Source organism: Sphingobium sp. BYY-5 (genome assembly GCF_022758885.1).
Classification (GTDB): Bacteria; Pseudomonadota; Alphaproteobacteria; order Sphingomonadales; family Sphingomonadaceae; genus Sphingobium.
Map to the genome: position 1 here is coordinate 1,487,206 of NZ_JALEBH010000001.1, position 22,627 is coordinate 1,509,832.

General features: G+C 65.9%; 21 protein-coding genes. 5 read left to right on the forward strand and 16 right to left on the reverse strand.

Annotation, left to right across the window (positions count from 1 at the left end):
• Positions 1–100 precede the first annotated feature (100 nt).
• Together MOK15_RS07135 and MOK15_RS07140 are read right to left on the reverse strand one after the other, a co-directional pair.
• On the reverse strand, positions 101–1,426 hold the full coding sequence (locus MOK15_RS07135) for a terminase family protein (protein WP_242930960.1): 1,326 nt from the start codon (positions 1,424–1,426) through the stop codon (positions 101–103).
• A 121-nt stretch (positions 1,427–1,547) separates the two neighbouring features.
• Positions 1,548–2,855, reverse strand: coding sequence for a M20/M25/M40 family metallo-hydrolase (locus tag MOK15_RS07140; RefSeq protein ID WP_242930961.1), 1,308 nt, complete (start codon positions 2,853–2,855; stop codon positions 1,548–1,550).
• Between the two features lie 150 nt (positions 2,856–3,005).
• Between MOK15_RS07140 and MOK15_RS07145 the strand changes: the two genes are divergently transcribed.
• Together MOK15_RS07145 and MOK15_RS07150 are read left to right on the forward strand one after the other, a co-directional pair.
• Positions 3,006–4,019, forward strand: coding sequence for a nucleoside hydrolase (locus MOK15_RS07145; protein ID WP_242930962.1), 1,014 nt, complete (start codon positions 3,006–3,008; stop codon positions 4,017–4,019).
• A gap of 105 nt (positions 4,020–4,124) precedes the next feature.
• Positions 4,125–4,811: a hypothetical protein gene (locus MOK15_RS07150; protein ID WP_242930963.1), complete on the forward strand. Its 687-nt coding sequence runs from the start codon at positions 4,125–4,127 to the stop codon at positions 4,809–4,811.
• A 116-nt stretch (positions 4,812–4,927) separates the two neighbouring features.
• On the opposite strand, the gene MOK15_RS07155 is transcribed toward MOK15_RS07150, so the two are convergent.
• From MOK15_RS07155 to MOK15_RS07170, 4 genes are all read right to left on the reverse strand, one after another.
• Positions 4,928–5,179 (reverse strand): hypothetical protein, encoded by a 252-nt coding sequence (locus MOK15_RS07155; RefSeq protein ID WP_242930964.1) that lies wholly within the window; start codon positions 5,177–5,179, stop codon positions 4,928–4,930.
• A 124-nt stretch (positions 5,180–5,303) separates the two neighbouring features.
• On the reverse strand, positions 5,304–5,720 hold the full coding sequence (locus MOK15_RS07160; RefSeq protein ID WP_242930965.1) for a YdeI/OmpD-associated family protein: 417 nt from the start codon (positions 5,718–5,720) through the stop codon (positions 5,304–5,306).
• Between the two features lie 88 nt (positions 5,721–5,808).
• Positions 5,809–6,339 (reverse strand): hypothetical protein, encoded by a 531-nt coding sequence (locus MOK15_RS07165; RefSeq protein ID WP_242930966.1) that lies wholly within the window; start codon positions 6,337–6,339, stop codon positions 5,809–5,811.
• A gap of 157 nt (positions 6,340–6,496) precedes the next feature.
• Complete coding sequence (locus tag MOK15_RS07170; RefSeq protein WP_242930967.1) at positions 6,497–7,141, reverse strand: glutathione S-transferase family protein; 645 nt, start codon at positions 7,139–7,141, stop codon at positions 6,497–6,499.
• A 209-nt stretch (positions 7,142–7,350) separates the two neighbouring features.
• Here MOK15_RS07170 and MOK15_RS07175 point away from each other — a divergent pair, with 209 nt between their 5' ends.
• Positions 7,351–8,073 carry a hypothetical protein gene (locus MOK15_RS07175; RefSeq protein ID WP_242930968.1) on the forward strand — a complete coding sequence of 241 codons (723 nt, stop codon included), beginning with the start codon at positions 7,351–7,353 and terminating at the stop codon, positions 8,071–8,073.
• Positions 8,074–8,421: 348 nt separating this feature from the next.
• Here the strand turns inward: MOK15_RS07175 and MOK15_RS07180 are convergent, their stop codons facing one another.
• The 3 genes from MOK15_RS07180 to MOK15_RS07190 all read right to left on the reverse strand — a co-directional run bounded on the left by MOK15_RS07180 (position 8,422) and on the right by MOK15_RS07190 (position 12,754).
• Positions 8,422–9,702, reverse strand: coding sequence for an amidohydrolase family protein (locus tag MOK15_RS07180; protein WP_242930969.1), 1,281 nt, complete (start codon positions 9,700–9,702; stop codon positions 8,422–8,424).
• Positions 9,703–9,821: 119 nt separating this feature from the next.
• A complete protein-coding gene (locus tag MOK15_RS07185; protein ID WP_242930970.1) occupies positions 9,822–11,231 on the reverse strand; it encodes an amidohydrolase in 1,410 nt (469 codons plus the stop codon).
• Entirely contained in the window at positions 11,228–12,754 is a 1,527-nt protein-coding gene (locus MOK15_RS07190) for a peptide MFS transporter (RefSeq protein ID WP_242930971.1), read from the reverse strand. Before MOK15_RS07190 ends, MOK15_RS07185 begins: the two co-directional genes overlap by 4 nt.
• Before the next feature lie 163 nt (positions 12,755–12,917).
• Between MOK15_RS07190 and MOK15_RS07195 the strand changes: the two genes are divergently transcribed.
• Both MOK15_RS07195 and MOK15_RS07200 read left to right on the forward strand, forming a co-directional pair.
• The gene (locus MOK15_RS07195) at positions 12,918–13,496 is read left to right on the forward strand and encodes a nitroreductase (protein WP_242930972.1); all 579 of its coding nucleotides are present in this window, start codon (positions 12,918–12,920) and stop codon (positions 13,494–13,496) included.
• Between the two features lie 71 nt (positions 13,497–13,567).
• Positions 13,568–13,912: a GntR family transcriptional regulator gene (locus MOK15_RS07200; protein ID WP_242930973.1), complete on the forward strand. Its 345-nt coding sequence runs from the start codon at positions 13,568–13,570 to the stop codon at positions 13,910–13,912.
• 198 nt (positions 13,913–14,110) lie between these two features.
• Here MOK15_RS07200 and MOK15_RS07205 read toward each other — a convergent pair whose 3' ends face one another.
• The 7 genes from MOK15_RS07205 to MOK15_RS21865 all read right to left on the reverse strand — a co-directional run bounded on the left by MOK15_RS07205 (position 14,111) and on the right by MOK15_RS21865 (position 22,578).
• Entirely contained in the window at positions 14,111–16,150 is a 2,040-nt protein-coding gene (locus tag MOK15_RS07205) for a tetratricopeptide repeat protein (RefSeq protein WP_242930974.1), read from the reverse strand.
• A gap of 3 nt (positions 16,151–16,153) precedes the next feature.
• Positions 16,154–17,518, reverse strand: coding sequence for a PEP-CTERM-box response regulator transcription factor (gene prsR, locus MOK15_RS07210; RefSeq protein WP_242930975.1), 1,365 nt, complete (start codon positions 17,516–17,518; stop codon positions 16,154–16,156).
• Entirely contained in the window at positions 17,518–19,581 is a 2,064-nt protein-coding gene (gene prsK, locus MOK15_RS07215; protein WP_242930976.1) for an XrtA/PEP-CTERM system histidine kinase PrsK, read from the reverse strand. Before prsK ends, prsR begins: the two co-directional genes overlap by 1 nt.
• A 10-nt stretch (positions 19,582–19,591) precedes the next feature.
• Positions 19,592–20,980 carry a TIGR03013 family XrtA/PEP-CTERM system glycosyltransferase gene (locus MOK15_RS07220; RefSeq protein ID WP_242930977.1) on the reverse strand — a complete coding sequence of 463 codons (1,389 nt, stop codon included), beginning with the start codon at positions 20,978–20,980 and terminating at the stop codon, positions 19,592–19,594.
• Positions 20,981–21,157: 177 nt separating this feature from the next.
• The gene (locus MOK15_RS07225) at positions 21,158–21,418 is read right to left on the reverse strand and encodes a hypothetical protein (protein WP_242930978.1); all 261 of its coding nucleotides are present in this window, start codon (positions 21,416–21,418) and stop codon (positions 21,158–21,160) included.
• Between the two features lie 258 nt (positions 21,419–21,676).
• Positions 21,677–22,315, reverse strand: coding sequence for a sigma-70 family RNA polymerase sigma factor (locus MOK15_RS07230; protein ID WP_242930979.1), 639 nt, complete (start codon positions 22,313–22,315; stop codon positions 21,677–21,679).
• Between the two features lie 134 nt (positions 22,316–22,449).
• Positions 22,450–22,578: a hypothetical protein gene (locus MOK15_RS21865; protein ID WP_278254129.1), complete on the reverse strand. Its 129-nt coding sequence runs from the start codon at positions 22,576–22,578 to the stop codon at positions 22,450–22,452.
• Positions 22,579–22,627: the final 49 nt, after the last annotated feature.

The window sequence follows — 22,627 nt, forward strand, 5'->3', positions numbered from 1 at the left end:
ATTTATATTTCATGTATACTGGCGATGGATTAGCGCTTTTTCTCGAAACCGGTTATTCCACTGCCTACCCAACCTCGTCATTCCCGCGCCGATGCCCCCCTCACATCCCCCGCACCCGCGCCTCCCCCCGCCGCCCCAGCATCAGCTCGCTCAAGCCCCACACCAGCGCATCGGCGCGATCGGGCGACCGGCCCGGCCCGACATAGCCGCCCCCTGCCAGCAGCCCGCACATCTGGTCCTCCAGTTCCGGGAAAGCGCCGCGATGCGCCACCCGCCCTGCTTCATAGAGCGCCGCCACCGGTTCCGCCCGCGCCGACTTGCCCCGACTCGCATGGACCAGCTTCACCGGCATCGTCTCCTCCGCCGCGCGCAGCACGCTTTCGACCATCGCGCCGCCCATATTCGCCTCGGCCACCACCCGGTCCGCGCCATGCACCATCGCCGCCGCCGCGACCGCCCGCGCCCAGCCTTCGGGCCGCAGCCCCGCGACGCTCGCATCGGCGATCACATAGGCGCGCGCGCCATGTTCACCATCGGGACCGCCCAGCCCCACCACCACGATGCCGCACGCATCGCCATCGGCCGACGCCGGCGGATCGACCGCCACCACCACCCGCGCCAGCACGCCCGGCACATGTCGCACCCGGCACCGCTCGATCAGGTCGCGCGTCCACAATGCGCCCTCCATCTCCTCGATCAGTTCGCCGTCCAGTTCCTGCCGCCCCAGCCGCGTGCCGCCATAGCTTGCCGCCATCGCCGCGACGAAGCCCGGCGCCAGGTTCGCGTCATTGTCCGCCGTCCGCCCCCGCGTCACCGCCACGTCTCCGTCCTCACGCCCCACCAAAGCCCGCACCAGCGGCACCGGGCGCGGCGTCGTCGTCGCCAGCACGCGCGGGCATTCGCCCAGCCGCATCCCCATCATCAGATTATGCCACACCGCCTCGCCGCCCGCCCATTTGGCGATCTCGTCGGCCCAGCCATGGCTGAACTGCGGCCCGCGCAGCGCCTCCGGCTCGGCCGCGCCGAACAGGGTCGCCACCGCGCCATTGGGCCAGGTCAGCTTGCGCAGCGCCGGCGCATAGACCGGCCGCGCCCACCATGGCGCGACGGAGAGCAGCCCCGACGCCCCCTCCACCATCACGCTGCGCGCCTCGCCCAGCGTCGCGCCGACCAGCGCGATCCGCGCGGCGGGGTCCGCCTCCGCAATTCCCCGCACCCATTCCGCCCCGGCCCGCGTCTTGCCAAAGCCGCGCCCCGCCATCATCAGCCAGATGCGCCAGTCCCCCGGCGGCGGCAACTGCTCCGGCCGCGCCAGGAAATCCCATTCCCACTCCAGCCGCTCGGCCGCCACCGGCGTCAATCTCTTGCGGATGCGCGCCAAGGCCCGCCGATCCTCGGCCAGCCATTTCTGTTCCGAAACCTTCATCGCCCCTCACTTCCGCCGTGCTCCTGCGAACGCAGGAGCCCAGGGTTCAAGGCATGACCAAGCCTCCTGGACTCCTGCTTTCGCAGGAGCACAAGCCAATCATCCGTCTTTCGCAGTCAGCTTATTTCCTCGGCGCCATCCCGCCGAACGTCACCAGGCTTTCCGCCCCATCCTTCGCGACAGCCGCCACGCCGATGAAATGATCGTCCACCACCACATCCTTCAGCACCGTCTGCGTCGCGCCCGTCACCGCCCGGCTGTCGGTCCAGTCCTGGGCATCCGCCCGCCGCCAATAGACCTTATATCCCGCCGCTCCCGGCACCGCGTCCCAGAACACCCGCGTATCCATCGACAACGCCCCGTCCAGCGATACGCTCGCGGGCGCCGCCGGCGCATCCGCCAGCACCCGCAGCGTCGCGACGTTCAGCGCCGTCACCTTCGCCAGATAGGGGAAGTCCATCCCCTCCACTGTATCGCCATAAACCCGGCCATTCTCCGTCCGCAAATCCTGATGCTGCCGGTCATAATTTTCGATCCCCACCGAAAAGCGCACGGCGGGAAAGCCCAGCTCCAGGAAGGGCGAATGATCCCCGCCCCGGCCGAACCGGTCCAGCCGCCGCACGGCGAACACGTCCAGCCCGATCCCCGGATCGCCCTTCGCGATCCCGTCGATCTTCTTCGCCAGCGCCCGCGACGGCCCGTCATCCTCGCCGCCGATCGCCCGCCGCGTCAGATTTGCCTTGGCATCCTCCGAAAAGCGGATGCCTTCCGAAAACACCCGCACCCGGTCGGCCACGCGCTGGCCATTCTGCCCAACCGTGTTGCCGACGATATCGTTGTTCAGCATCGCCCGGACCTGCCAGCCGCGCTTCTTCGCCGTCTCCGCCAGCAGCTTGCCGCCCCACAGCCCCTGTTCCTCGCCCGACAGCAGCGCATAGACGATCGTCCCATCGAACTTTTCGCCCGCCAGCACCCGCGCCGCCTCGATCACCAGCGCGCTGCCCGACGCATTGTCGTTCGCGCCCGGCGCATCGCTGATCGCGTTCATCACGTCGCTCACCCGGCTGTCGATATGCCCCGCGACGATCACCACCTGGTTCGGATCACCTGTGCCCTTCTGGATCGCCAGCACGTCGACCACCTCCACCCCGTCCGGCGCGCGCGGCCCGGTGAAGGGGCCGGAAATCGTCTCGACGCTCAGGCACCCGCCGCACCCCTTGGAAATCCGCGCAAACTCTCCCGCGCCCCATCGCCGCGCCGCCCCGATCCCCCGCTTGGGGTCGGTCGCCGAAGACAGCGTATGCCGCGTCCCGAAGCTGACCAGCTTCTCCACCGTCCCCTTCAACCGCGCCGCATCGGGCGCTTTGGTCTGGGCCAGGACGGGCGCGCAAAGCGCGGAGGCGGCGGCGATCAGGATCAGCTTTTTCATGGGACCAAACTCATATCGCCTGCCCCGCCCCTGTAAAGCCGACATCACCCCCTCCCCTTGCGGGAGCGGGCGACGCAAACCCACATATATGCTTGCCCCTTTTCAATCCTCCGCCCAGGATGCGCCAACGAAGAGGGGGGAGAGACAACAATGCCGCACGATCCGACACATATCGCCCGGCGCACGCTGCTGGGCGCATTCCCCGCCCTCGCCCTTCTCCCCGCCACCGCGCAGGCGCTTACCGCCACGCCGCGCTGCCGCGTCATCATCGACAATGATTTCTCCGGCGACCCGGACGGTCTGTTCCAGCTCGCCCACCATCTGCTCTCGCCGTCCACCGAAATCGCCTTCATCATCGGCTCGCACATCCACGATCCCGAACCCTTCGACCCGTCCAAGGTCCAGGCCGACAATGCCGCCCGCATCGCGCGCGATCTCATGGACCAGATGCGCCTCGCCCGCCGCCCGGACGTGATCGCCGGGCGCAACGCCGCCCCCGCCCCCGGCGCGCCTCCCGAACAGACGCCCGCCGTCCGCCGCATCCTCGCCGAAGCGCGCCGGGACAGCAAATTGCCGCTCTATTATGTCGCGGGCGCCGGCCTCACCGACCTCGCCGAAGCGATCCGCGTCGACCCGTCGATAGCCCCGCGCCTGACCCTCATCTGGATCGGCGGCCCGGAACATCCCGATTCCCGCCCGGCGGTCCCTGTCCAGCAGCGCCAGGAATATAATCTCACCATAGACCTGCCCGCCGCCCGCTTTCTCTTCAACGACAGCGCGCTCCCGATCTGGCAGGTGCCGCGCGACATCTACCGCACGCTGATGATCTCGCACGCCGAACTGGAAAGCGGCCTGTCCGGCGCGGGCGCGCTCGGCCGCTTCCTGCTCGACCATCTGGAAAAGATCATCCGCATGGTTCCGAACCATCTGGGCGAAACCTATATATTGGGCGACAGCCCGCTGGTCACGCTGACCGCGCTGCAATCCTCCTTCGAACCGGACGCGGCCTCCAGCGACTATCTGATCCGCCCTACTCCGCGCATCACGGAAAAGGCGACCTACGAACCGGCCCCCAACGCCCGCCCGATGCGCCTTTACACCAGCATCGACACCCGCCTGACCTTCGCCGACATGTTCGCCAAGTTCCGCGCGGGCAGTCTCTGAAACATCCGGATTCCACCTTTTAACGCTTGACTGCCCATCCGGTCCGATAGCACCTGTCGCGCCTTGGCTCCTGTGGGGGGAGCCGAGTCATTTGGGGGGTTATCCATGAAGTTCCTGTCCAGCGCCGTTCTCGGCGTGATTGCCTGTGCCTGCGCGCCATCCGTCCATGCCCAGCTCGCCACCGAAACCAGCGCGCCCGCCGCGCCGGTCGCCACCATCATCGCCACGCCCGGCGGCAACGTCCTGCGCGCGGGCACGCAGATCGCGGTCAAGACCGCAGAGCCGCTCACCACCGAGCATAAGAAGCTCCAGGTCGGTCAGCGCGTCCAGCTCGAAGTCGCCGAAGCCGTCCTACTGAACGGTCAGATCGTCATTCCGCTCGGCAGCCCGGTCATGGGCGAAATCACCGATGTCCGTAACAAGGGCATGTGGGGCAAATCCGGCCGCATCAGCGCCCGCATCCTCTATGTCCGCGCCAACGGCACTCAGATCCGCCTGACCGGCCAGTTCGATGACAAGGGCGTCACCGGCACCGCGGGCGTCGTCGCCGCCATCGCCCTGGTGCCCGTCGCCGGCTTCTTCACCACCGGCACCAGCGCAAAAATCCCGCTCGGCACCCCCGTGACCGCCTTCATCGACGAAGACATCGACGTCGCCTTCACCGCCCCGACCACGGCAACCGCCCCGGTCACGCCGGCAGCCGTCCCCGCCGTAGCACCGACGGCCACAACGCCCGCCGCGACCAAGACCTCGCTCGTCGACCCGTCGCTCGAAATCAACGTCGTCAACTAACACCGGCCGGGCCGGTCATTGCCCGGCGCGTCATCCCCGCGCGGGCGGGTCGAAGAGAGGCATGGGCCTCTCTTCGACATTTCCCATTCGTCACCCCGGCCACAGGCCATGAACCTTCACCCCAAGGCCGGCAGCGCCGCATCCTCGTGCGCCCTGCCCTCGCGCCGCCACGCCACCGGGACCGGGACCGGCGCGATCATATATCGGTGCCAGTAGAGCGAAACCCATCCCGCCTTCATGCAAATCTGCCGCCGCGCCGCCATGAAATGCAGCGTCCTTACCAGCTCATCCCCTTCCGCATCCTCAATGTCCAATGTCCGCACCGGTCCAGCGCCCAGCTTCTGTAAAATCCTGTTTTCCAACGTCATGCCCGGCATAATGCTGCGATCGCACAATGGGTTCCGGCACGGAAATGGTTAACGAAAATCACGTCGCGCCCGCGGCCCGGATCATCGCTCGACATCGCGGAAAAAGGCATCCGCGCAGGCCCGCCTACGGCCTGCCCTTCCCCTGCCGATCGATCAGGACGGCCTGTTGCCATCGGCTCGGCGCCTTGTCGGTCCGGTGAATGCAACCCACCCAGCAGCAGGGGCGTTTCTTCCCCTCCAACAATTCCTCGCAGCTTCGCTCGATGCGCCGCAGCCGCGTCTTTGCCTGTTTCGCGTCATCCACCCAGCAGATAAACTCGTTCCGGCCGAGCGGCGTCAGCCCCTCCCACAACGCAAACACTACGGGGTCCGATCGCAAGGCCGCCTGCATGTCTTCGCCCGCCTCGTGGACAGTGCCATGTGGAAAAGCGTCCGCCACAAAATCTCCCAATATTCTGCATGGAACGACGATGGTCGAGCTTGGCCGCTGGACGGCATAATGTCCACAGTTGGGCGATCGTTGCCATTTCCCTCCCGTCATGCCGGGTCTGACCCGGCATCCCGCTTTCGTTTCCAAACCGGGGCGGGGTGCCGATCAAGACCATACCCCCCGCTCACGTCCGCCCCCGTCACGTCCCCGCCGCCGCACGCCGTCGCCGGATTTCGTCCAGCACGTCGCGCACCCGCGCCACCGCGTCGGCGCTGTCGGGGCGATCGACGCCCGTCTCCCCCCGGATCTTCGCCACCTTGTCGCGATAATGCTGCCACAGCCGCAGCGCGACGGTCAGGTTCGGCGCGCGCTTCACCTTGCGCGTCTTCACCGCGCCCTCGCTGTCCAGCACGGTCTCCTCGCTCTCGCTGCCGTACAGGGCCGCGCGCATCAGCATCATCTCGATCTCGACATAACCCTGGTCCAGCGCCGCGTTCCACGCGCTGGCAAAGGCCGGGTCGCTCCGCCTGCGGTCATAGGCGCGCGCGCGGCACTTGCCCACCGCACGCGCCGCCTCGCTGACGTTGCACGTCTCGGCCAGCACCGCCATGAACTCCGCCACCTGCGTCTTGCTCCAGCCGTCCTTGCGCGGCTTGCGCAACTGCGTCCGCACCGCCCCGCCCGTCTTCTGCCGCTGCGCCACCAGCGCGCCGCGCATCCTCTCCGCCATGACAGCCCCTCCATCACCCCCGCCGCACAGCGAAAAGGGCCGGCCCCACAGGACCAGCCCCTTGCACCGCCATCCCGGCGACTCACATTTTCCCAATATCCACATCCCTGCCACAGCAGCGTGACGATGTCAAGAAGAATGTTCCATATGGGTTAATTCATGCCGCCATCCGCGCCAGGATCGCCGCTTCCTGCGCCAGCGCCCCGGCGACGCTGGGCCGTGCCTTCACCTGCGCCATCCACGCCACCACTTTGGGCCAACGTTCCGCCGTCAACCCCTTGGAACAATAGCAGACATTGATGAGCGGACTGGCGGCGGCGATATCCGCCAGGGTGAAGCGATCCTCCACCAGCCAGCCGCTGTCGGGCAGCACGCTTTCCAGATAATCATAGATGCCGGGGATCTTCTCCGCCTCCGCAACATCGGCCAGCGCGGGATCGTGCGGCAGCTTCAGCGCCTTCCCCACTATCCGGTTGAAGAACATCTGCCCCCCCACCGGCTGGGCGATGGTGTCGCCAAACTCCTCATACCAGATGGTCCGCGCCCGCGCCTTCGGTTCGGTCGGGATCAGGTTGGGTTCGGGGCGCAGTGCATCCATATAGGTTATGATCGCGGTCGAATCGCAGATCGTGAAATCGCCATCCTCCAGCGCCGGTATCTTGCCGAAGGGCGACGCCTTGGCAAAAACCGGCTCCCCCCGCCCGTAGCCCGCCGACTTCACCTCGATCTCAATTCCCTTTTCCGCTGCAAAAACAACAACCTTGCGCACAAAGGGCGACGGCCGGGCGCCATGGACAATCATGCCTGTTCCTCCTGTCCTGTGGTCGGATGAAGCCATCCTGCCCCCTCAATAGCAATTTGCAACTCATATCCACCGATAGGACCGACAAGATCGCGCGCGCGTTAGCCAGCAGATCAATCCGGCAATTGTTGCTGGAGAAATATAATAATCATTCTTGAAAAGGCGCACAAAACATTTCATCATTACAAGTAAATCAGGGGCATTCCAAAATGATTGATCGTGAAGAGGCACAAGAAATCATTGACCGTTATGGCGTGAATTTGACGCTGCCGGCAGTATGGCTGGACGATGTACCGCTGGACAAGTCAAATCGCGGGAATAATTTGGAATTTCACAAAATGGGTCGCGACAATCAGATGATTGTCGGCAAATATCAAATACTCGAAAATTCCCTTATCCGTATCCGTGGCAATCGCAACACCCTCATCATCGGCGATGATGTGCGAATCAGAAATTTGAAACTGCTCATCTCAAGCGACGACAATGTAGTGATGATCGGCGCGGGTACGTCGTGGGAACATGGCGCCATCCAATGCGGACCTGGCGGATCAACCGTGCTGATCGGTGACGACTGCATGGTGTCGTCCGCGGTCGTGATTCGAACGAACGACGGGCACGGCATATTCGACCTGGCCAGTCGCAAACTCGTCAATGAGCCGCAGAACGTCATCATTCATAACCATGTGTGGCTTGGGAACGGTTCACGGGTGGGGAAGGGCACGACGATCGGCGCGGGGTCTGTGCTTGGGCAAATGTCGCTGGCCACCGGCCGGTTGGAACCGAATGCCGTCTATGGCGGCATACCGGCCAAAGCGATCCGGCGCGGGATCGTGTGGTCGCGCACGTTCGACTTACCCGAAGACCTGATCGAAGATGGTTTCGTGCCGAAATTGGTGGCGAACGGTGAAAGAATGGGGCTTGTCGCCCCCTGACCCGCAGCACTGCCCGTCCCGCGGCCTGCCCCTCCTGAGTTATCTTGCATGCCCCGCAGATGCAGATGGCTTGCAGGCGATCCATTCCGCTCGCCCTCATGCAAGGAGGGGGGAGTTATGCCGTCAATTGGTCACTTACAATCATCCTCCCCTGGCAGGGGAGGTGGCAGGCGCGTAGCGCCTGACGGAGGGGTGTCATCCTCTCGATGGCGCGACATCCCTCCACCGACTACGCCGGTCCCCTTCGGCAGAGTCACGTGCCTCTGCCCAACCTTACAGGGAAGGATAAAGGTCCACCCGCAACCCCAACCCCGCCCAAAAAAAGGGGGCCGCCCCCCCTCCCCCCCCTCACCACTCATAGGCCTTGGGCAATGCGCCTTCGGTCGGCGTGGCGTAGCGGTCGCGCAGCTTCGTCTGGCGATTGTCGATCGGCTGCTGGACGCCGTCGATCCACACCGCGACCGGGGCGGACGTCATTTCCAGCGGGTCGCCGTCCCATATCACCACGTCGCCCGCCTTGCCCGGCTTGAGCGAGCCGATCCGGTCGCCCAGCCCCATCGCCTCGGCCGGGGCGGATGTGATGGTGCGCAGTGCCTGACCCCAGCTAAGGCCGGTCGCGCCCGGCACCTTGTTCAGCGCCACCATATTGCCCGCCTGTTGGGTGGCGAGGCGGAGCTGCAACCCTTCGTCACGGTCCATCAGGCCCATGGAAACCGCGACGCCCGCCTTCACCATGCGGCCGACATTGCTCTGGGTCGCGGCCAGCTTTTCGAAGCTGGAGGGCAGGTCGTCGAGGCCGCCTGCGATCACCGGCACCTTGGCGGCGGCGATCTGGCTCGCCACCATCCAGCCTTCGGCCGCGCCCGCCAGGATCAGCTTGAGCGCCGGGAAATCCTGCCGCAACGCCAGCACGGCCAATATGTCGCGCGCGCTTTCGGCATGGACCATCAGCGGCATGGCGCCGGTGACGACCGGGACCAATGCCTGCGCATCGACGCGGTTGAGCAGCGCATCCTTCGACCGGCCGTCATAGCTGGCGGGCGCCTTCGCATAATCCTGCGCCTCGCGCAGCATCATCTTGAAGGTCAGGATCGCCGCGGCGCGGCTGCCGCCCGCTTCCTCCGCGCCGGTCTCGCCCATTTCCACATATTGGAAGGCCCGCGCCTTGGTGATCGGGTTCATGTCCGCGCCCAGGTCCACCACCGCGCCCTGCCCGGCGAAGATGCCGGTGCCGGTGGCGGGCACGACCACCGCGCGGGTGACGCCGGCGGTGCGGCTGACCGCGATCGGGTTCGCCAGCGGATTGATCGCCGGGGCAATGTCGATCGCCGCCGAAAAGGGCGATCGCGCGCTGCTGTCATTGGTCTGCCTGACCCCCGGCACCTCGACCAGCCCGACGCGGGAATAGCCCGAAACCAGGCCTGGCGTCACCCATTTGCCGCTGGCGTCGATGGTCTTGGCCCCGGCCGGCACCGCGACACCCACGCCGGCCGCGACGACCTTGCCCGCGGTGATGACGACCGTGCCGTTCCGGACGGGTTCCGAACCGTCGCCAATGGCCAGCGTCGCCCCGGTGATGGCGATGGACTGGGCGAGCGCTGGGGTGGCGGTCGAAAGACACAAGGCCACCACTAACGCCGTTCGGTTCGAGCAGCTTCGAGCAAAGCCGAGAAGCGTCTGTCGAGAACTGTACCTGGCACCTGTTCTCGACAGGCTCGAACCGAACGGAATCTTGTGGGCGATCTTCCTCATTTCACGTCTCCCGCGCCGATCTGGCCCAGTTCGAAGTCGCTCACCGACCGCAGCTTCGGGTTGGAACTGTCATAGAGCAGCGCCCCGTCGACCCACACCTTCTCAGGCCTTGTATAGGTGCTGAAAGGATTGCCGTTCCACAGCACGACGTCGGCCATCTTGCCGACCTTCAGGCTGCCGGTCTGGTCTGCGATCCCCATGGCGCGCGCCGGGTTGATGGCGAGCCAGGTCCAGGCGACCTCGTCGGGAATGTTGATCCCCATGCGCCGCCCCGCGCCCAGCGCCTTGGCCGCTTCCTGGTTCAGCCGCTGGATGCCGTTTTCGTCATCCGAATGGACGATGGCGCAGGCGCCCGCCTGCTGCACCAGCGGGATATTCTCCTTGATGCCGTCATAGGCTTCCATCTTGAAGCCGTACCAGTCGCCCCACATGGCCGAACAGATGCCGTTCTCGCGCAGCAGGTCGGCGATCTTATAGGCTTCGACCGCGTGGTGGAATGCCGTGACCTTGTAGCCGAACTCCTTCGACATATCGATGACATTGGCCATCTCGTCCGCGCGGTAGCAATGATTGTGGACCAGGATCTTGCCCTCCAGCACATCGGCCAGCGTCTCCATGCCCAGGTCGCGGGTCTGCTCTTTCCCGGCGGCGCGCTTCTTCTGATATTCGCGCGCCTTGATCCAGGTCTGGCGATCGACCGCGATATTGCCCATGCGGGTGGAGGGTTCACGGCCCTTGGAACCGTAGACGCGCTTGGGGTTCTCGCCGCACGCCATTTTCAGGCCATAGGGCGCGCCGGGGAACTTCATCCCCTGCTGGGTGCGGGCCGGGACATTCTTCACCGTCACACTGCGCCCGCCGATCAGATTGCCCGAACCGGGCAGTATCTGGAGCGTGGTGACGCCGCCATTGGCCAGCGCGCGGCCGAAGCCTGGGTCCTGCGGCCAGATGCTATGTTCGGCCCAGACATGGGGCGTCACCGGCGACGTCATCTCATTACCGTCCGACAGCGCATCGACGCTGGGCGATGCATAGACTCCCAGATGGCTGTGAATGTCGATCACGCCCGGCGTCAGATATTTGCCGGTGCCGTCGAACACCGCGACATCGGCCGGGATCGGCGTGTCGGGGCCGCCGATGGCGACGACCTTACCCTCCGACAGGAAGACGACGCCATTGTCGATGCGGCCCCCTTCCCCGTCGAAAATGGTCGCGCCACGGATCACCGTGGGACGGCCGGGATAGGCTTTGTAGGTGGAAGGATAGGGATTGTCCGGCTCTGCCGATGGTCCCTGATTCTGGCCCTGCGACGCGGGCGCCGCCTCCTTGTCCTTCTTCGCGATCGCCGGTCCGCTCACGCCCGCCAGGAGCGCAAGGGCCAGCAGCGCACGGCCGCCTGTTCTCATCGTGCGATGTCCCCCTTTTTCGTATCGATTTGCTTGGTATGCATCAAGCGCTTGACCAGCGGCGCCACCGCCATGACGGCGATGCCGAACCCGACCGACCACCAGCCGATACTGTCGAACACGGCCAGCATGGCGTCGCGCGACGCGACGCCTTCCGCATTGCCGGTCGCTGCGGAAATCACGCCTGCGGCATATTCGCCCAGCGCCATGGCCAGGAACCAGATGCCCATCATCAACCCCACCATGCGCGACGGCGCCAGGCTCGACATGGCCGAAAGCCCCACGGGCGACAGGCACAGCTCGCCGATCGTGTGGCAGAGATAGAGGAGGAAGATGAAGAGTATCGGCGTCAACGTTCCGGGCGCGCCGGTGCCCGCGTCCAGGACCAGGAAACCCACGCCCACCAGGACGATGGCGATGCCGAACTTGGCGGGGGTCGACGGTTCCCACCCGCGTCTGGCGAGCCATATCCATAGGCCCGCCATCACCGGCCCGAAGATCAGGATATAGGCCGCGTTCAGCGACTGGAAGACGGAGGCAGGCACATCGACGCCCAGCATCGTCCGGTCGGTATAGCGGTCGGCGAACAGGTTGAGCGAAGAGCCGGTCTGTTCGTAGAGGCCCCAGAAAATGGGGTTGATGACCAGCAGGAAGAGCGCGGCGAGCATCCGGTGCCGGTCCGCCCCGTGCAGCCGCCCGAACGCTTCCCACAATATATAGCCGACCATCAACGGCCCCGCGATGCCCAGGCCCCAGCCGACGATGTTGTGATTCTGGATCAGGAACCAGCAGACCGGGATCGCCAGCAGGCTGAGGAGATAGACCAGCCACTCCCGGCTGATGAGGCCGCCAACCTTCTCCGCCAGGCGGACGGGATCGGCCGGCTCCCCCTTGCCCTGCAACATCGGCTTGCAGAAGGCGAAGCCCAGCGCGCCGGCGGTCATGCCGACCGAAGCGGCGCCGAAGCCCCAGTGCCAGCCCCATACCTGGCCCAGATAGCCGCAGATGATGGGGCCAATGGTGCCACCCACATTGATGCCCATGTAGAAGATCGTATAGGCCGGGTCGCGGCGCATGTCGTCGCGGGGATAGAGTTGGCCCACCAGCGCGGAGGCGCTGGACTTGAGGAAGCCGGTGCCGGTGATGACGGTGGCGAGGCCCAGCCAGAACAGGCCCAGCCCCATCGATCCCGCATTGTCGCTTTCCATCCCCAGGATGAGGTGGCCGATGGCGATGACGATGCCCCCGAACAGCACCGCCTTGCGCTGCCCCAGATAACGGTCGGCCAGATAGCCGCCCATCAGCGGCGAAATATAGATGAGCGACATATAGGCGCCATAGGCGTAGCTGGCGTCGCGGTCGGAAAAGAGGAAATGCTGCGTCAGGTAGAAAATCAGCAGCGCGCGCATTCCATAGAAGGAAAAACGTTCCCACATCTCCACGAAGAAGAGCAGGAACAGCCCGCGCGGATGGCCGAGCCAGCTTTTGCCAGCCTCCGCCGGATCGGTGATTGCGGTCGCCATCGGACCCCCTTGCATAATATTTTTTGTGCCGGCCGTCGAACGCGGCGGCGTGATGGCGCGGACCCTAGAGCGGAATGGCGGCGCGAGTCAAAGCGCGCCTGGAGCGATCGGAATCGTGCCTTGCCCCTTGCGCCCGGCGCGGTCGCAGCCCATCTGGCAACCGATGTTCAACGACCGTTCCAGCCCGCTCGCCCTGCTTCAGACCCGCCGTTCCGGCAAGCCCCGCGACCTCGTCGCGCCCGGCCCCGACGACGGCCAGTTGCGGCAGATATTGGACGTTGCGCTGCGCACGCCCGACCATGGCAAGCTGGCGCCCTGGCGCTTCGTGATCGTGCCGCTGGAAAAGCGGGCGGCGCTGGGCGATTTGCTGGAAACGGCCTATCGCGCCGAAAAGCCCGACGCCGGACGGCTGGAGATCGAGGCGATGCACCAGTTCGCGCATCAGGCGCCGGTCCTGGTGGTAGCGCTCTCCGCGCCGGTCGCGGGCAGCAAGATCCCGGTCTGGGAACAGGAATTGTCGGCGGGCGCGGCGATCATGAACCTGCTTCATGCCACCCATGCGCTGGGTTTTGCCGGCGGCTGGCTCACCGGCTGGCCGAGCTATAATGAAGATGTGCGCGCCGCCTTCGGTCGGGAGGGCGAGAAGATCGCCGGCTTCGTCTTCATCGGGACTCCGGGCAAACCGCAGGAAGAACGGCCCCGGCCAGATTATGACGCGACCATATCCGTTTGGGACAGATAATTACGCAGACAAAAGGACTTACGCAATGTCATGGGTTGACCCCCATGGCTGTATTATGGCACTGATGCACCATGGCTGACGAATCCAAACCCGTCTATCTCCGCCTGCGGGAGATCATTGCCGCCTCCATCCTGGATGGGGAATTTTCCGATGGCGACCTGCTCCCCTCGGTGCGCGCCTTCGCGGCGGCGCAGGGGGCCAATCCGCTGACGGTGGCCAAGGCTTATCAGAGCTTTCAGGATGACGGTCTGGTGGTGGTGAAACGCGGTGTCGGCATGTTCGTCGCCGACGGCGCCACCCGCCGCCTGCGCAGCGCCGAACGCGAACGTTTCCTGGAAACAATATGGCCCCCGGTCGCGGCGCAGATCAAGCGGCTGGGCCTGCGGATCGACGAACTGGACCTGGCGAAGGCCTGAATTTCTTCATCCCCCCTGTATGTATCATCCTCCCCTGTAAGGGGAGGTGGCTGGCGAAGCCAGACGGAGGGGTGTCACCCCATCGATAGCGGGACACCCCTCCACCACTTCGTGGTCCCCTTCAGCAGAGTCACGTGCCTCTGCTGAACCTTACAGGGGAGGATTTTCGCACAGCCCGCTCTGCTCGCAATCACGAATTTACAGCGCCGCCAGCGCGTCCATAGCTTCCCGACGTCCGTCAAACCCCGCCACCGCCGCCGCGCGGCCCAGCGCCAGCTTCGCCTCCCCCTTGCGTCCCGCCGCAATATAGGCCTGCCCCAGATGCATCTGGAGCGCGGGCGCGCCCGGCGCCAGCGCCACTGCCTTTTCCAGCAGATCGACGGCGGCCGGTCCCTTCTCACCGGTACGCAGCAGCACCCAGCCGAGCATGTCGGCGGTCATCGGGTTGCCGGGCATCAGCCGATAGGCATGGGCGGCATAGGCGCGCGCGGTCGTGCGATCCCCGCTTTCCAGCGCCGCGCGGGCGAGGTCGGCCATCAGCACCGCGTCATTGTCGCCGATCCGGGCGCGGACGGCGCGCAGCATCCGCAGCGCACTGCGCCAGTCCTGCGCCTGGGCGGCAATATCGGCGGCAAGGCGCTGCGCCTCCACGTCATTGGGGTTCTGCGCCAGAAAAATCTGCACCACCTGAGCGGCGCGGGCGGGGTTGCCCGCCCTGCCCCAGGCGGCGGCAAGGCGCAGCGCGGCGTCCCGGTCGAAACGGATATTGGCGGCGCTCTCATAGGCGCGCGCGGCGTCCCTTGGCTGGCTCGCCGCGCCCAACGCATCCCCCAGGATCAGCCAGGCGGCAGGCGCGCCGGGATTGGCGCGGCTGAGCAGCCGGGCGCGCGCAACGGCATCACCCGCCCGGCCGGTGCTGAGCAGCGCACGGATATAGGGGATATTGCCGCGTGCGGTTGTGGCGTCGGCAGGCGCGGGACCGTTCGCCAGCATGGCGTCATGCGGGCTGGCGAACGGATCGGCGGCCGCGCGAACCGGCCAGTCGGCGCGGGCGAGCATGTCGGCGGCCATGGCGCGATTGCCCATGCCCTCCTGCGCACGGGCGGCCAGCGTCAGCGCATAGGGATCGGCGTCCCGCTGGGCGACGATCGGCGCGATCGTGGCGGCGGCCGTGGCGAAATCACCGTTCAGATAATAGGCCCGGCCCAGCAGGATGCGGGCGGTGCGGTTGTCCGGCTGCGCATCGACCAGCGGCGCGAGCGCATCGGTGGCGAGCACCGCATTGCCATCCTCCAGATGCAGCACGCCGCGCAGCAACTGCGTCGCCGGCTCGCTATCCAGCCGCCCGCGCGTGCGATCCAGCAGGGCACGAGCCAGATCCGCCTTGCCCGCTCGCGCCGCCATCACCGCCTGGATCATCCAGGCGCGCGGGTTGGACGGATCGAGCGCCAGGATACGGCGCGACAGGCTGAGCGCCTTGCTCGCCTGTCCCGCATCGGCAAGCGTCGCGGCATATTGCTCCAGCGCGGGCAGGGAATCCGGATTGGCAGCCAGCGCGCGATCGAACCAGGGCAAGGCGGCGGTCAGGCCATATTGGGCGCGGATCAACTCGCCGCGCAGGGTCAGCCCCCTGGCATTGGCCGGCGCGATCGCCACCGCCCGGTCGGCGGCCTGGATCGCCCCCGCCTGGTCGCCGGTCGCCAGGCGGAACCGGCTGAGGTCGATCCAGTTTTCCGCATCATCGGGGGCGATCGCCAGGGCCCGCTCCAGCGCCGCCCGCGCGCTGTCCGGATCACCCTTCGCCAGAGAGGCGCGCGCGACCACACGCGCCGCCTCGACGGCGGATGCCTGCGGCACGTCCGGTGCCTGCGCCTCGCGCAGCGCGCCGTCCAGATCGCCCTGCAACAACAGTGCCTGCGCCATCACGGCACGGCTTTGAGCAGCGGGCCAGCCAAGCGCGCGGGCGCGTTCCACTTCCGCCTGCGCACCGGCGCCGTCGCCCAGTTCGGCCAGCGCGCGCGCCTGCGCGGCATGGGCCTGCGCCCGGCCGGGATGGCGCTTGATCGCATTCATCAATTCGACCCGCGCGCTGCGGGCGTCCCCCTTGTCCAGCGCGGCGAGGCCACGGGCCAGCGCCGCACTGCCGTCCCGCTCATGCGCGCGCCATTGCCACAGGCCCGCGCCGCCCAGCAGCAAGGCCGCCGCACCGGTTAGCAGGAAGAGGCGGGACCGGCGCATGGCTCAGTTCTGCATCTGATATTGCTTGAGCAAATCGTAGAGCGTCGGGCGGCTGATCCCCAATATCTTCGCCGCGTTGGAGATATTGCCGCCGGTGCGGGCGATGGCGTGGCGGATGGCGCGGCGGTCGGCCATTTCGCGCGCGGCCTTGAGGTTCACCACGCAGGTCCCCTCCAGCCGGTCGTCGTCCAGATCAAGGTCGGCGGCGGTGATGAGCTTGCCGTCCGCCATGATGATCGCCCGCTTCATGCGGTTTTCCAGCTCGCGGACATTGCCGGGCCAGGCCCAGGCGTCGAGCGCGGCGAGCGCGTCCGGCGCAAGGCCTTTGACCTGCGGGTTCATATCGCGGGTGAAGCGCGTCAGGAAATGCCGCGCCAGCAGCGCCGGGTCGCCGGGCCGCTCCTTGAGCGCGGGGATGCGCACGACGATTTCAGCGAGACGATAATAGAGATCCTCGCGGAAGCTGCTGGCCGCGATCATCTCCTCCAGATTCTGGTGGGTGGCGCAGACGATGCGGGTATCGACCGCAATGGGCTGACGCCCGCCGATCCGCTCGATCACCCGCTCTTGCAGGAAACGCAGCAGCTTCACTTGCAGGGGAAGCGGGATGTCGCCGACCTCGTCCAGGAAGAGCGTGCCGCCCTGCGCCTGTTCGATCTTGCCGGGCGTGGTCTTGATCGCGCCGGTAAACGCGCCCTTTTCATGCCCGAACAATTCGGATTCCAGCAGCGTCTCCGGAATGGCGGCGCAGTTGATCGCGACGAAGGCCTGCTTGCGGCGCGGGCTGGCGTCATGCAGCCCCTGCGCCAGCAATTCCTTGCCGGTGCCGCTCGCGCCCAGCAGCAGGACGGAAACGTCGGCATGGGCGACCCGCTCGATGGTGCGGGCGACCTTCATCATTTCGGGCGCGCCGGTGATGAGGCGGCCCAACACCCGACAATCGTCCGGCGCGGTCTCGGCGAGGCGCAAATTCTCCCGCTCCAGCGCATGAACGTGGAAGGCACGGCGAACGATCAGGCCCAGTTCGTCGATATCGACCGGTTTCTGGTAGAAATCATAGGCGCCGCCCGCGATCGCATCCAGCGCGCTTTCGCGCGCACCATGGCCGGACGCGACGATCACCTTGGTATCGGGCTTGACCTTCAGCATCTCCGCCAGCGTGGCGAACCCCTCGCTGGTGCCGTCGGGATCGGGCGGCAGCCCCAGGTCCAGCGTCACCACGTCGGGCGCCTCGGCGTGCAGCATCTCGATCGCTTCCTGACGGTCGCCGGCGATGAAGAGCTGATAATCCTCATAGGCCCATCGCAATTGCCGTTGCAGGCCCGGATCATCCTCCACGATCAGCAATTTGGGGCGGATGTCGCTCATCAGGCGGCCTTTTCTCTTTTGTCTATGCGGGACGCCAGCGGCAGGCGCAGGGTAAAGCGACTGCCCAGCCCAGGCTGGCTTTCCACCTCTATCCGGCCGCCCATCGCCTCGGCCAGGCTGCGCGCCTCGAAGGCGCCAAGGCCGAAACCGCCCGCCTTGCTGGAGGAAAAGGGCTTGAACAGGTCGCGGCGAACATAGTCGGCGCTCATGCCCCGTCCCTTGTCGATAACCTCCACGATGGCGTCGCGATCGTCGGCGGACAGGCGCAATTCCACCGGGCTGTCGGGTGGGCTGGCGTCGATGGCATTCTGCATCAGGTGGATCACTATCTGCTCCACGCGGGCGGAATCGGCGACCGCCATGGGGGCGTCGCCCGTGACATGTACCGGATGCTGGCGGGCGCGGGTCCGCGCCACCTGGCCCAACAGGTCGCGCAGCGCCATCGGGCGCGGTTCTTCGGGCCGGCCCTTATTATGCTGCGACAGCCGGGCCAGCATGTCGTTCATCTTGCCGACCGACTCCTTGAGCGTCAGCACCATGTCGGCGCGGAATTGCGGATTGTCGGCATGACGTTCGGCATTGCGGGCGAGCAGCGAAAGCTGGCTGACCAGATTCTTCACGTCATGGATGATGAAGGCGAAGCGGCGGTTGAACTCGTCGAACCGTTGCGCGTCGGCGAGCGCCTGCTGGCCCTGCGCCTCGCTGATATAGGTTGCGGCCTGCCGTCCCGCCGCCCGCAGCATGTCGAAATCCTCCCAGTCGAGCCGCCGGTCGATGGGGGGACGCGCCAGCAGGATCGCCCCGATCAGCCGGCCATAATGGATCAGCGGCGCCAGCGCCCACATGCGGCGGTCCTGCCGCAGCCAGTCGGGCAGGCGATACGCATGATCGGCCTTGCCCAGGTCGATGATCCATGTGCTTTCCTCCAGCCGGGCGACCAGTTCGGGCGCCAGGGTCGCGGCCTGGGGCAGGTCGCCGCTCCAGTTCCAGTGCGTTTCGAAGGCCAGACCACCCCGCTCGTCGCGCAGCAGCAGGATGGCGGCGGGGGATTCAGTGATGTCGGCCACCGCCTTCGCCACGCGCTGGCCCAGCGGCGCGGGGTCTTCGCCGGGACGGCCGATCGTCTCGCCAAAGCGCATCCATTCGGTACGATAGTCATAGCGATGCTGGAAGAAATGCTTGGCCACCTGCACCTTCCACAGCGCCCGCATCTGCGGCGAGGGCAGCAGCACCAGCGCGGTGACGGCAGTGAAGAAGACCGCGCCGATCTCCACCAGCCGGGCATAGGGACCGGCGATCAGCTCGATCAGCACCGCCGCCGCCGTCAGCATGACGACATACAGGGCGACCGCGAAGATGGAGAGCGACTGGACGGTGAGCGTCCGCGACAATTGCAGCCGCCCGGCCATGTCCTTGCGCACGCCAACCGCGATGACCGGCGCGAGCAGCGACATCAACAGGCCGCGCAGGGCGTAAAGTTCGCTCACCCGGTTGGGAACGATATAGCAGAGCGCATAGAGATTGAGGTCATAGGTCCACATCGCCGCGAGCGCGCCGAGCAGCAGCGACATCCGCCCCCGCTCGCGCAGGGGCCATGCGCTATAGAGGTGATGGACCAGCAGCAGGCATCCGATCGCGGTCATCATCCGCAGGATCAGCGAACAGGTGACGAGCGCATGGTGCATGTCGCTGTCGACGGGCAACTGGCGCCAGCTAAGGTCGATGAAGGTCTGTAGCAGGACTAGCCCGGCGACCGCCGCATAAACCGCCGCGACTGCGCCGATCGCACCGGAGCGCCCCGCCGGGCCGCGCCGGAGCATGACGAACATCGCCAGCAGCCAGGCCGCGTTGCGAATGCTTTCGCCAGCCCCCGACAACGGCTTCGACACGCCGCCGAAGGAGACGTAGAGCGCCCAGCAGGCGGTGAGCAGCAAGGCGACGGCCAACATCCGCAGCTCGACCGCCTCCGCGCGCCGTCGCAGCAGGAAGATGCCCAGCGCGGCGAACAGCACCGCTGCCAGCGCATGGCCCCAGTCGCCGACAAATTGAAGGAGCACGCCCACGTCCCGCCCCTCAGCGCGCGCCGTCGGGCCAGAGGACGACCCGCACCGTCTGGAGCAGGATCAACAGGTCGAGGAAGGGCGTGTAATTCTTGGCGTAATAGAGATCATATTCCAGCTTGTGCCGGCTATCCTCGATCGACGCGCCATAGGGATAGTTGATCTGCGCCCAGCCGGTGATGCCGGGCTTCACCATATGGCGTTCGGCATAATAGCGCAGATGCTGCTCCAGATCCTCGACGAACTGGCGGCGCTCCGGGCGCGGGCCGACGAAGCTCATCTCCCCCTTCAGCACCGTCCAGGTCTGCGGCAATTCGTCGATGCGCAGCTTGCGCAGCCAATAGCCCAGGCGCGTGATGCGCGGATCGTCCTTTTCCGCCCATACCGCCTGACCGGCGATTTCCGCGTCCTGGCGCATGGTGCGCAGTTTCACGATCCAGAATTCCTGGCCGTAAAGACCGACGCGCTGCTGGCGGTAGAAGGCCGGCCCCTTGCTGGAAAGCTTCACCAGCAATGCGGCAAGCAGGATGATGGGACCGGTCAGCAGCAGCAGGATCGAGCTGGCGGCGATGTCGAACAGCCGCTTGGCGATGCTGGACAGGCGGCGACCGGCGGAAAAGCCGTCGGAGAAGATCAGCCAGCTCGGATTGACGCTGGCCAGGTCGACGCGGCCGGTTTCCCGCTCCAGAAAGCTGGAAAGATCGTTCACATGGACGCCCGTCGTCTTGATGCGGAGCAGATCGGACATGGGGACTGAGTTGCGCCGTTCCTCCAGCGCCAGCACGACTTCGCTGGCGTTCAGGCGCACCACGAAATCGGAGAGATTATAGACGGCGTTGCGGTTGATCGCCTCCGCAATCACCTGCGCGCCGTCATTCATCGCGATATAGCCGACGACGAGGAAACCGGAGCCTTTCCGGCGCTCCAGTTCGCGGATGCGGTCGGCGCGATTGCCCGCGCCCAGCACCACCAGCCGCCGCTTGAACACCTCGCCACCCAGCATCGAGCCGAGCAGCAGCCGCGCCAGGACGAGCAGCGACAGCGCCAGACCCATGGCGTAGAGCGAATTGGACCGCCAGAGCGTCATCCCCGGCAGCAGGAAATAGAGGACCGACTGGAAGATCACCCCCAGCGACACCGCGACCAGCAGCCGGGCAAAGGCGAAGCGGATCGACTGGAGCGCTTCGGGGCCATAGACGCCCACGGCGATCATCGCCGTCTGGATCGCCAGCGCGAAGCTGAGCAGCGGTCCCATGCGGGTGACGACATGATCGACCGTCATGCCGATCTGCTGCGCGCGCATGATCCAGCCCGCTTCCGCCGCCCCGAGCAGCAGCAGGAAATCGAACAGCCCCAGCAGCAGCACAGCGTGCGGCACATAATGTTTGAACAGCCTGATCATCGTCGCGCTTGCTTCCCACCGTCGTTCGACAGCGAATCCCGGGTTGCGCCGGACAACGCCTTACAGCGGCTGTAAGGAAATCCGACGCTGCGCACTCTGTCCGAAAATGACGAAGAAAGTCTGAATCAGGCGAAATCTGTCGGCGGAACCGACTTTCACCGGCTCATGCCGATGACATCAATTATTGTTAAGCAACGTGTCCGCCGCATTCTTCGCGGCGTCGGCGACGACCGAAACGGCATTGTCCGCATTGTCGACCGGCTCCGTCACCTGGTCCGCCTGACGCCCGCTCCGGTTGCCATTGGTGATGTAGAAGAAGGCGATCGCCAGGATCAGCGCCAGCGCCACCAGTATGAAGACGATACTGCCGCCATATGGCCGCCCCGGTTGCTCGTCGCCCTTCGGCGGCTCCCGCGGGGCAAGGGGATCTTCGCCCATGTCGCTTCTCCTCCTCCGCGAACAACCAAGCGCTGCGCCAAAATGTTCCGGCCGTCAGCGTCTGTGCGGCAATGCGCCGCCGCACCAGCCTCATTTGGCCGCTCCTACTCCGTCATGCCGGACCTGATCCGGCATCCAGGGCCACAAAGGGCCGCACTTACGACTCTGTATCCTGGGTCAAGCCCAGGATGACGCAGAAAATGGAGCTTCAGCCTGAATGTCGATCCGCCCTAGAAAAGCGCTCCTCCGCGAACAGACTCAGTCCTCCTTGTCCAGACGGCTTTCGGCGCCGCGGCTCAGGCGATCGACATCCTCCATGATCTCGTCGAGCACCGCGCCTTCGGTGGTTTCCTGGCTGCGGCGCGACGGAAGGTCGCCATTCTCCATTATCTGTTCCAGCGCGGCGCGACCACGCGCGACCCGGCTCTTGATCGTACCCACGGCGACACCACAGATTTCGGCGGCTTCCTCATAGGCGAAACCGCCCGCACCGACCAGGATCAGCGCTTCGCGCTGCGGCTGGGGCAGTTGCAGCAAAGCACGATGCATGTCGCCCAGTTCCACATGCTTGTCCTGCCCAGCCGGGGCGGCAAGGATGCGGTCGGCGGTCAGATCGTCCCAGTCTCCACGGAAGCGGGAACGCCGCATCTGCGAAAGATAATGGTTGCGCAGGATGATGAAGGTCCAGGCGCGCATGTTGGTGCCCGCCTGAAAGCGCGCCCGCGCCGCCCATGCCTTCAGCAGGGTTTCCTGCACAAGGTCGTCCGCGACGTCGCGGTTGCCGGAAAGCGATCGGCCGAACGCGCGGAGATGCGGGATGACAGCGGCCAGTTCCCGCTTGAAATCCCCATCCGACAGCGCAGCCCGTTCCTCCGCACCGTCAATTTCTTCATCCATGGGAACACCCCCCCTGCTGGCCGTCGCCCTCGTCGTATGAGCCGACGCCGTCAAAGCCATAAGTGCGCCCGTATCCTAGACCGTTTATCGTCAAAATTCAGTGCCCTGTATACGCCTTGTCAGCGCACGCCCCATCACCAAAGCACCAACAACATCACGATGACCGCCAGCGCGAGAGAAATGCCGAGAACGTAACGCACGACATTTTCCGTGGAACCCGCCCGCGCCTTATCGGTTGTGATGTGCTGTTCATGATCGACCATGACACCTCTCCCGATCGTTACGGTTCATTAACGCAACCGCTGACCGGGA

Excerpts from the sequence above, each read along its gene's own strand:
- MOK15_RS07190 (WP_242930971.1), bottom strand. The coding sequence starts at position 12,754 with ATGGCGACCGCAATCACCGATCCGGCGGAGGCTGGCAAAAGCTGGCTC.
- MOK15_RS07145 (WP_242930962.1), top strand. The coding sequence starts at position 3,006 with ATGCCGCACGATCCGACACATATCGCCCGGCGCACGCTGCTGGGCGCA.
- MOK15_RS07195 (WP_242930972.1), top strand. The coding sequence starts at position 12,918 with ATGTTCAACGACCGTTCCAGCCCGCTCGCCCTGCTTCAGACCCGCCGT.
- MOK15_RS07155 (WP_242930964.1), bottom strand. The coding sequence starts at position 5,179 with ATGACGTTGGAAAACAGGATTTTACAGAAGCTGGGCGCTGGACCGGTG.
- MOK15_RS07160 (WP_242930965.1), bottom strand. The coding sequence starts at position 5,720 with ATGACGGGAGGGAAATGGCAACGATCGCCCAACTGTGGACATTATGCC.
- MOK15_RS07220 (WP_242930977.1), bottom strand. The coding sequence starts at position 20,980 with ATGATCAGGCTGTTCAAACATTATGTGCCGCACGCTGTGCTGCTGCTG.
- MOK15_RS07225 (WP_242930978.1), bottom strand. The coding sequence starts at position 21,418 with ATGGGCGAAGATCCCCTTGCCCCGCGGGAGCCGCCGAAGGGCGACGAG.
- MOK15_RS07185 (WP_242930970.1), bottom strand. The coding sequence starts at position 11,231 with ATGAGAACAGGCGGCCGTGCGCTGCTGGCCCTTGCGCTCCTGGCGGGC.
- MOK15_RS07200 (WP_242930973.1), top strand. The coding sequence starts at position 13,568 with ATGGCTGACGAATCCAAACCCGTCTATCTCCGCCTGCGGGAGATCATT.
- MOK15_RS07165 (WP_242930966.1), bottom strand. The coding sequence starts at position 6,339 with ATGGCGGAGAGGATGCGCGGCGCGCTGGTGGCGCAGCGGCAGAAGACG.
- MOK15_RS07175 (WP_242930968.1), top strand. The coding sequence starts at position 7,351 with ATGATTGATCGTGAAGAGGCACAAGAAATCATTGACCGTTATGGCGTG.
- MOK15_RS07140 (WP_242930961.1), bottom strand. The coding sequence starts at position 2,855 with ATGAAAAAGCTGATCCTGATCGCCGCCGCCTCCGCGCTTTGCGCGCCC.
- MOK15_RS21865 (WP_278254129.1), bottom strand. The coding sequence starts at position 22,578 with ATGGTCGATCATGAACAGCACATCACAACCGATAAGGCGCGGGCGGGT.
- MOK15_RS07205 (WP_242930974.1), bottom strand. The coding sequence starts at position 16,150 with ATGCGCCGGTCCCGCCTCTTCCTGCTAACCGGTGCGGCGGCCTTGCTG.
- prsR (WP_242930975.1), bottom strand. The coding sequence starts at position 17,518 with ATGAGCGACATCCGCCCCAAATTGCTGATCGTGGAGGATGATCCGGGC.
- MOK15_RS07150 (WP_242930963.1), top strand. The coding sequence starts at position 4,125 with ATGAAGTTCCTGTCCAGCGCCGTTCTCGGCGTGATTGCCTGTGCCTGC.
- MOK15_RS07170 (WP_242930967.1), bottom strand. The coding sequence starts at position 7,141 with ATGATTGTCCATGGCGCCCGGCCGTCGCCCTTTGTGCGCAAGGTTGTT.
- MOK15_RS07135 (WP_242930960.1), bottom strand. The coding sequence starts at position 1,426 with ATGAAGGTTTCGGAACAGAAATGGCTGGCCGAGGATCGGCGGGCCTTG.
- MOK15_RS07230 (WP_242930979.1), bottom strand. The coding sequence starts at position 22,315 with ATGGATGAAGAAATTGACGGTGCGGAGGAACGGGCTGCGCTGTCGGAT.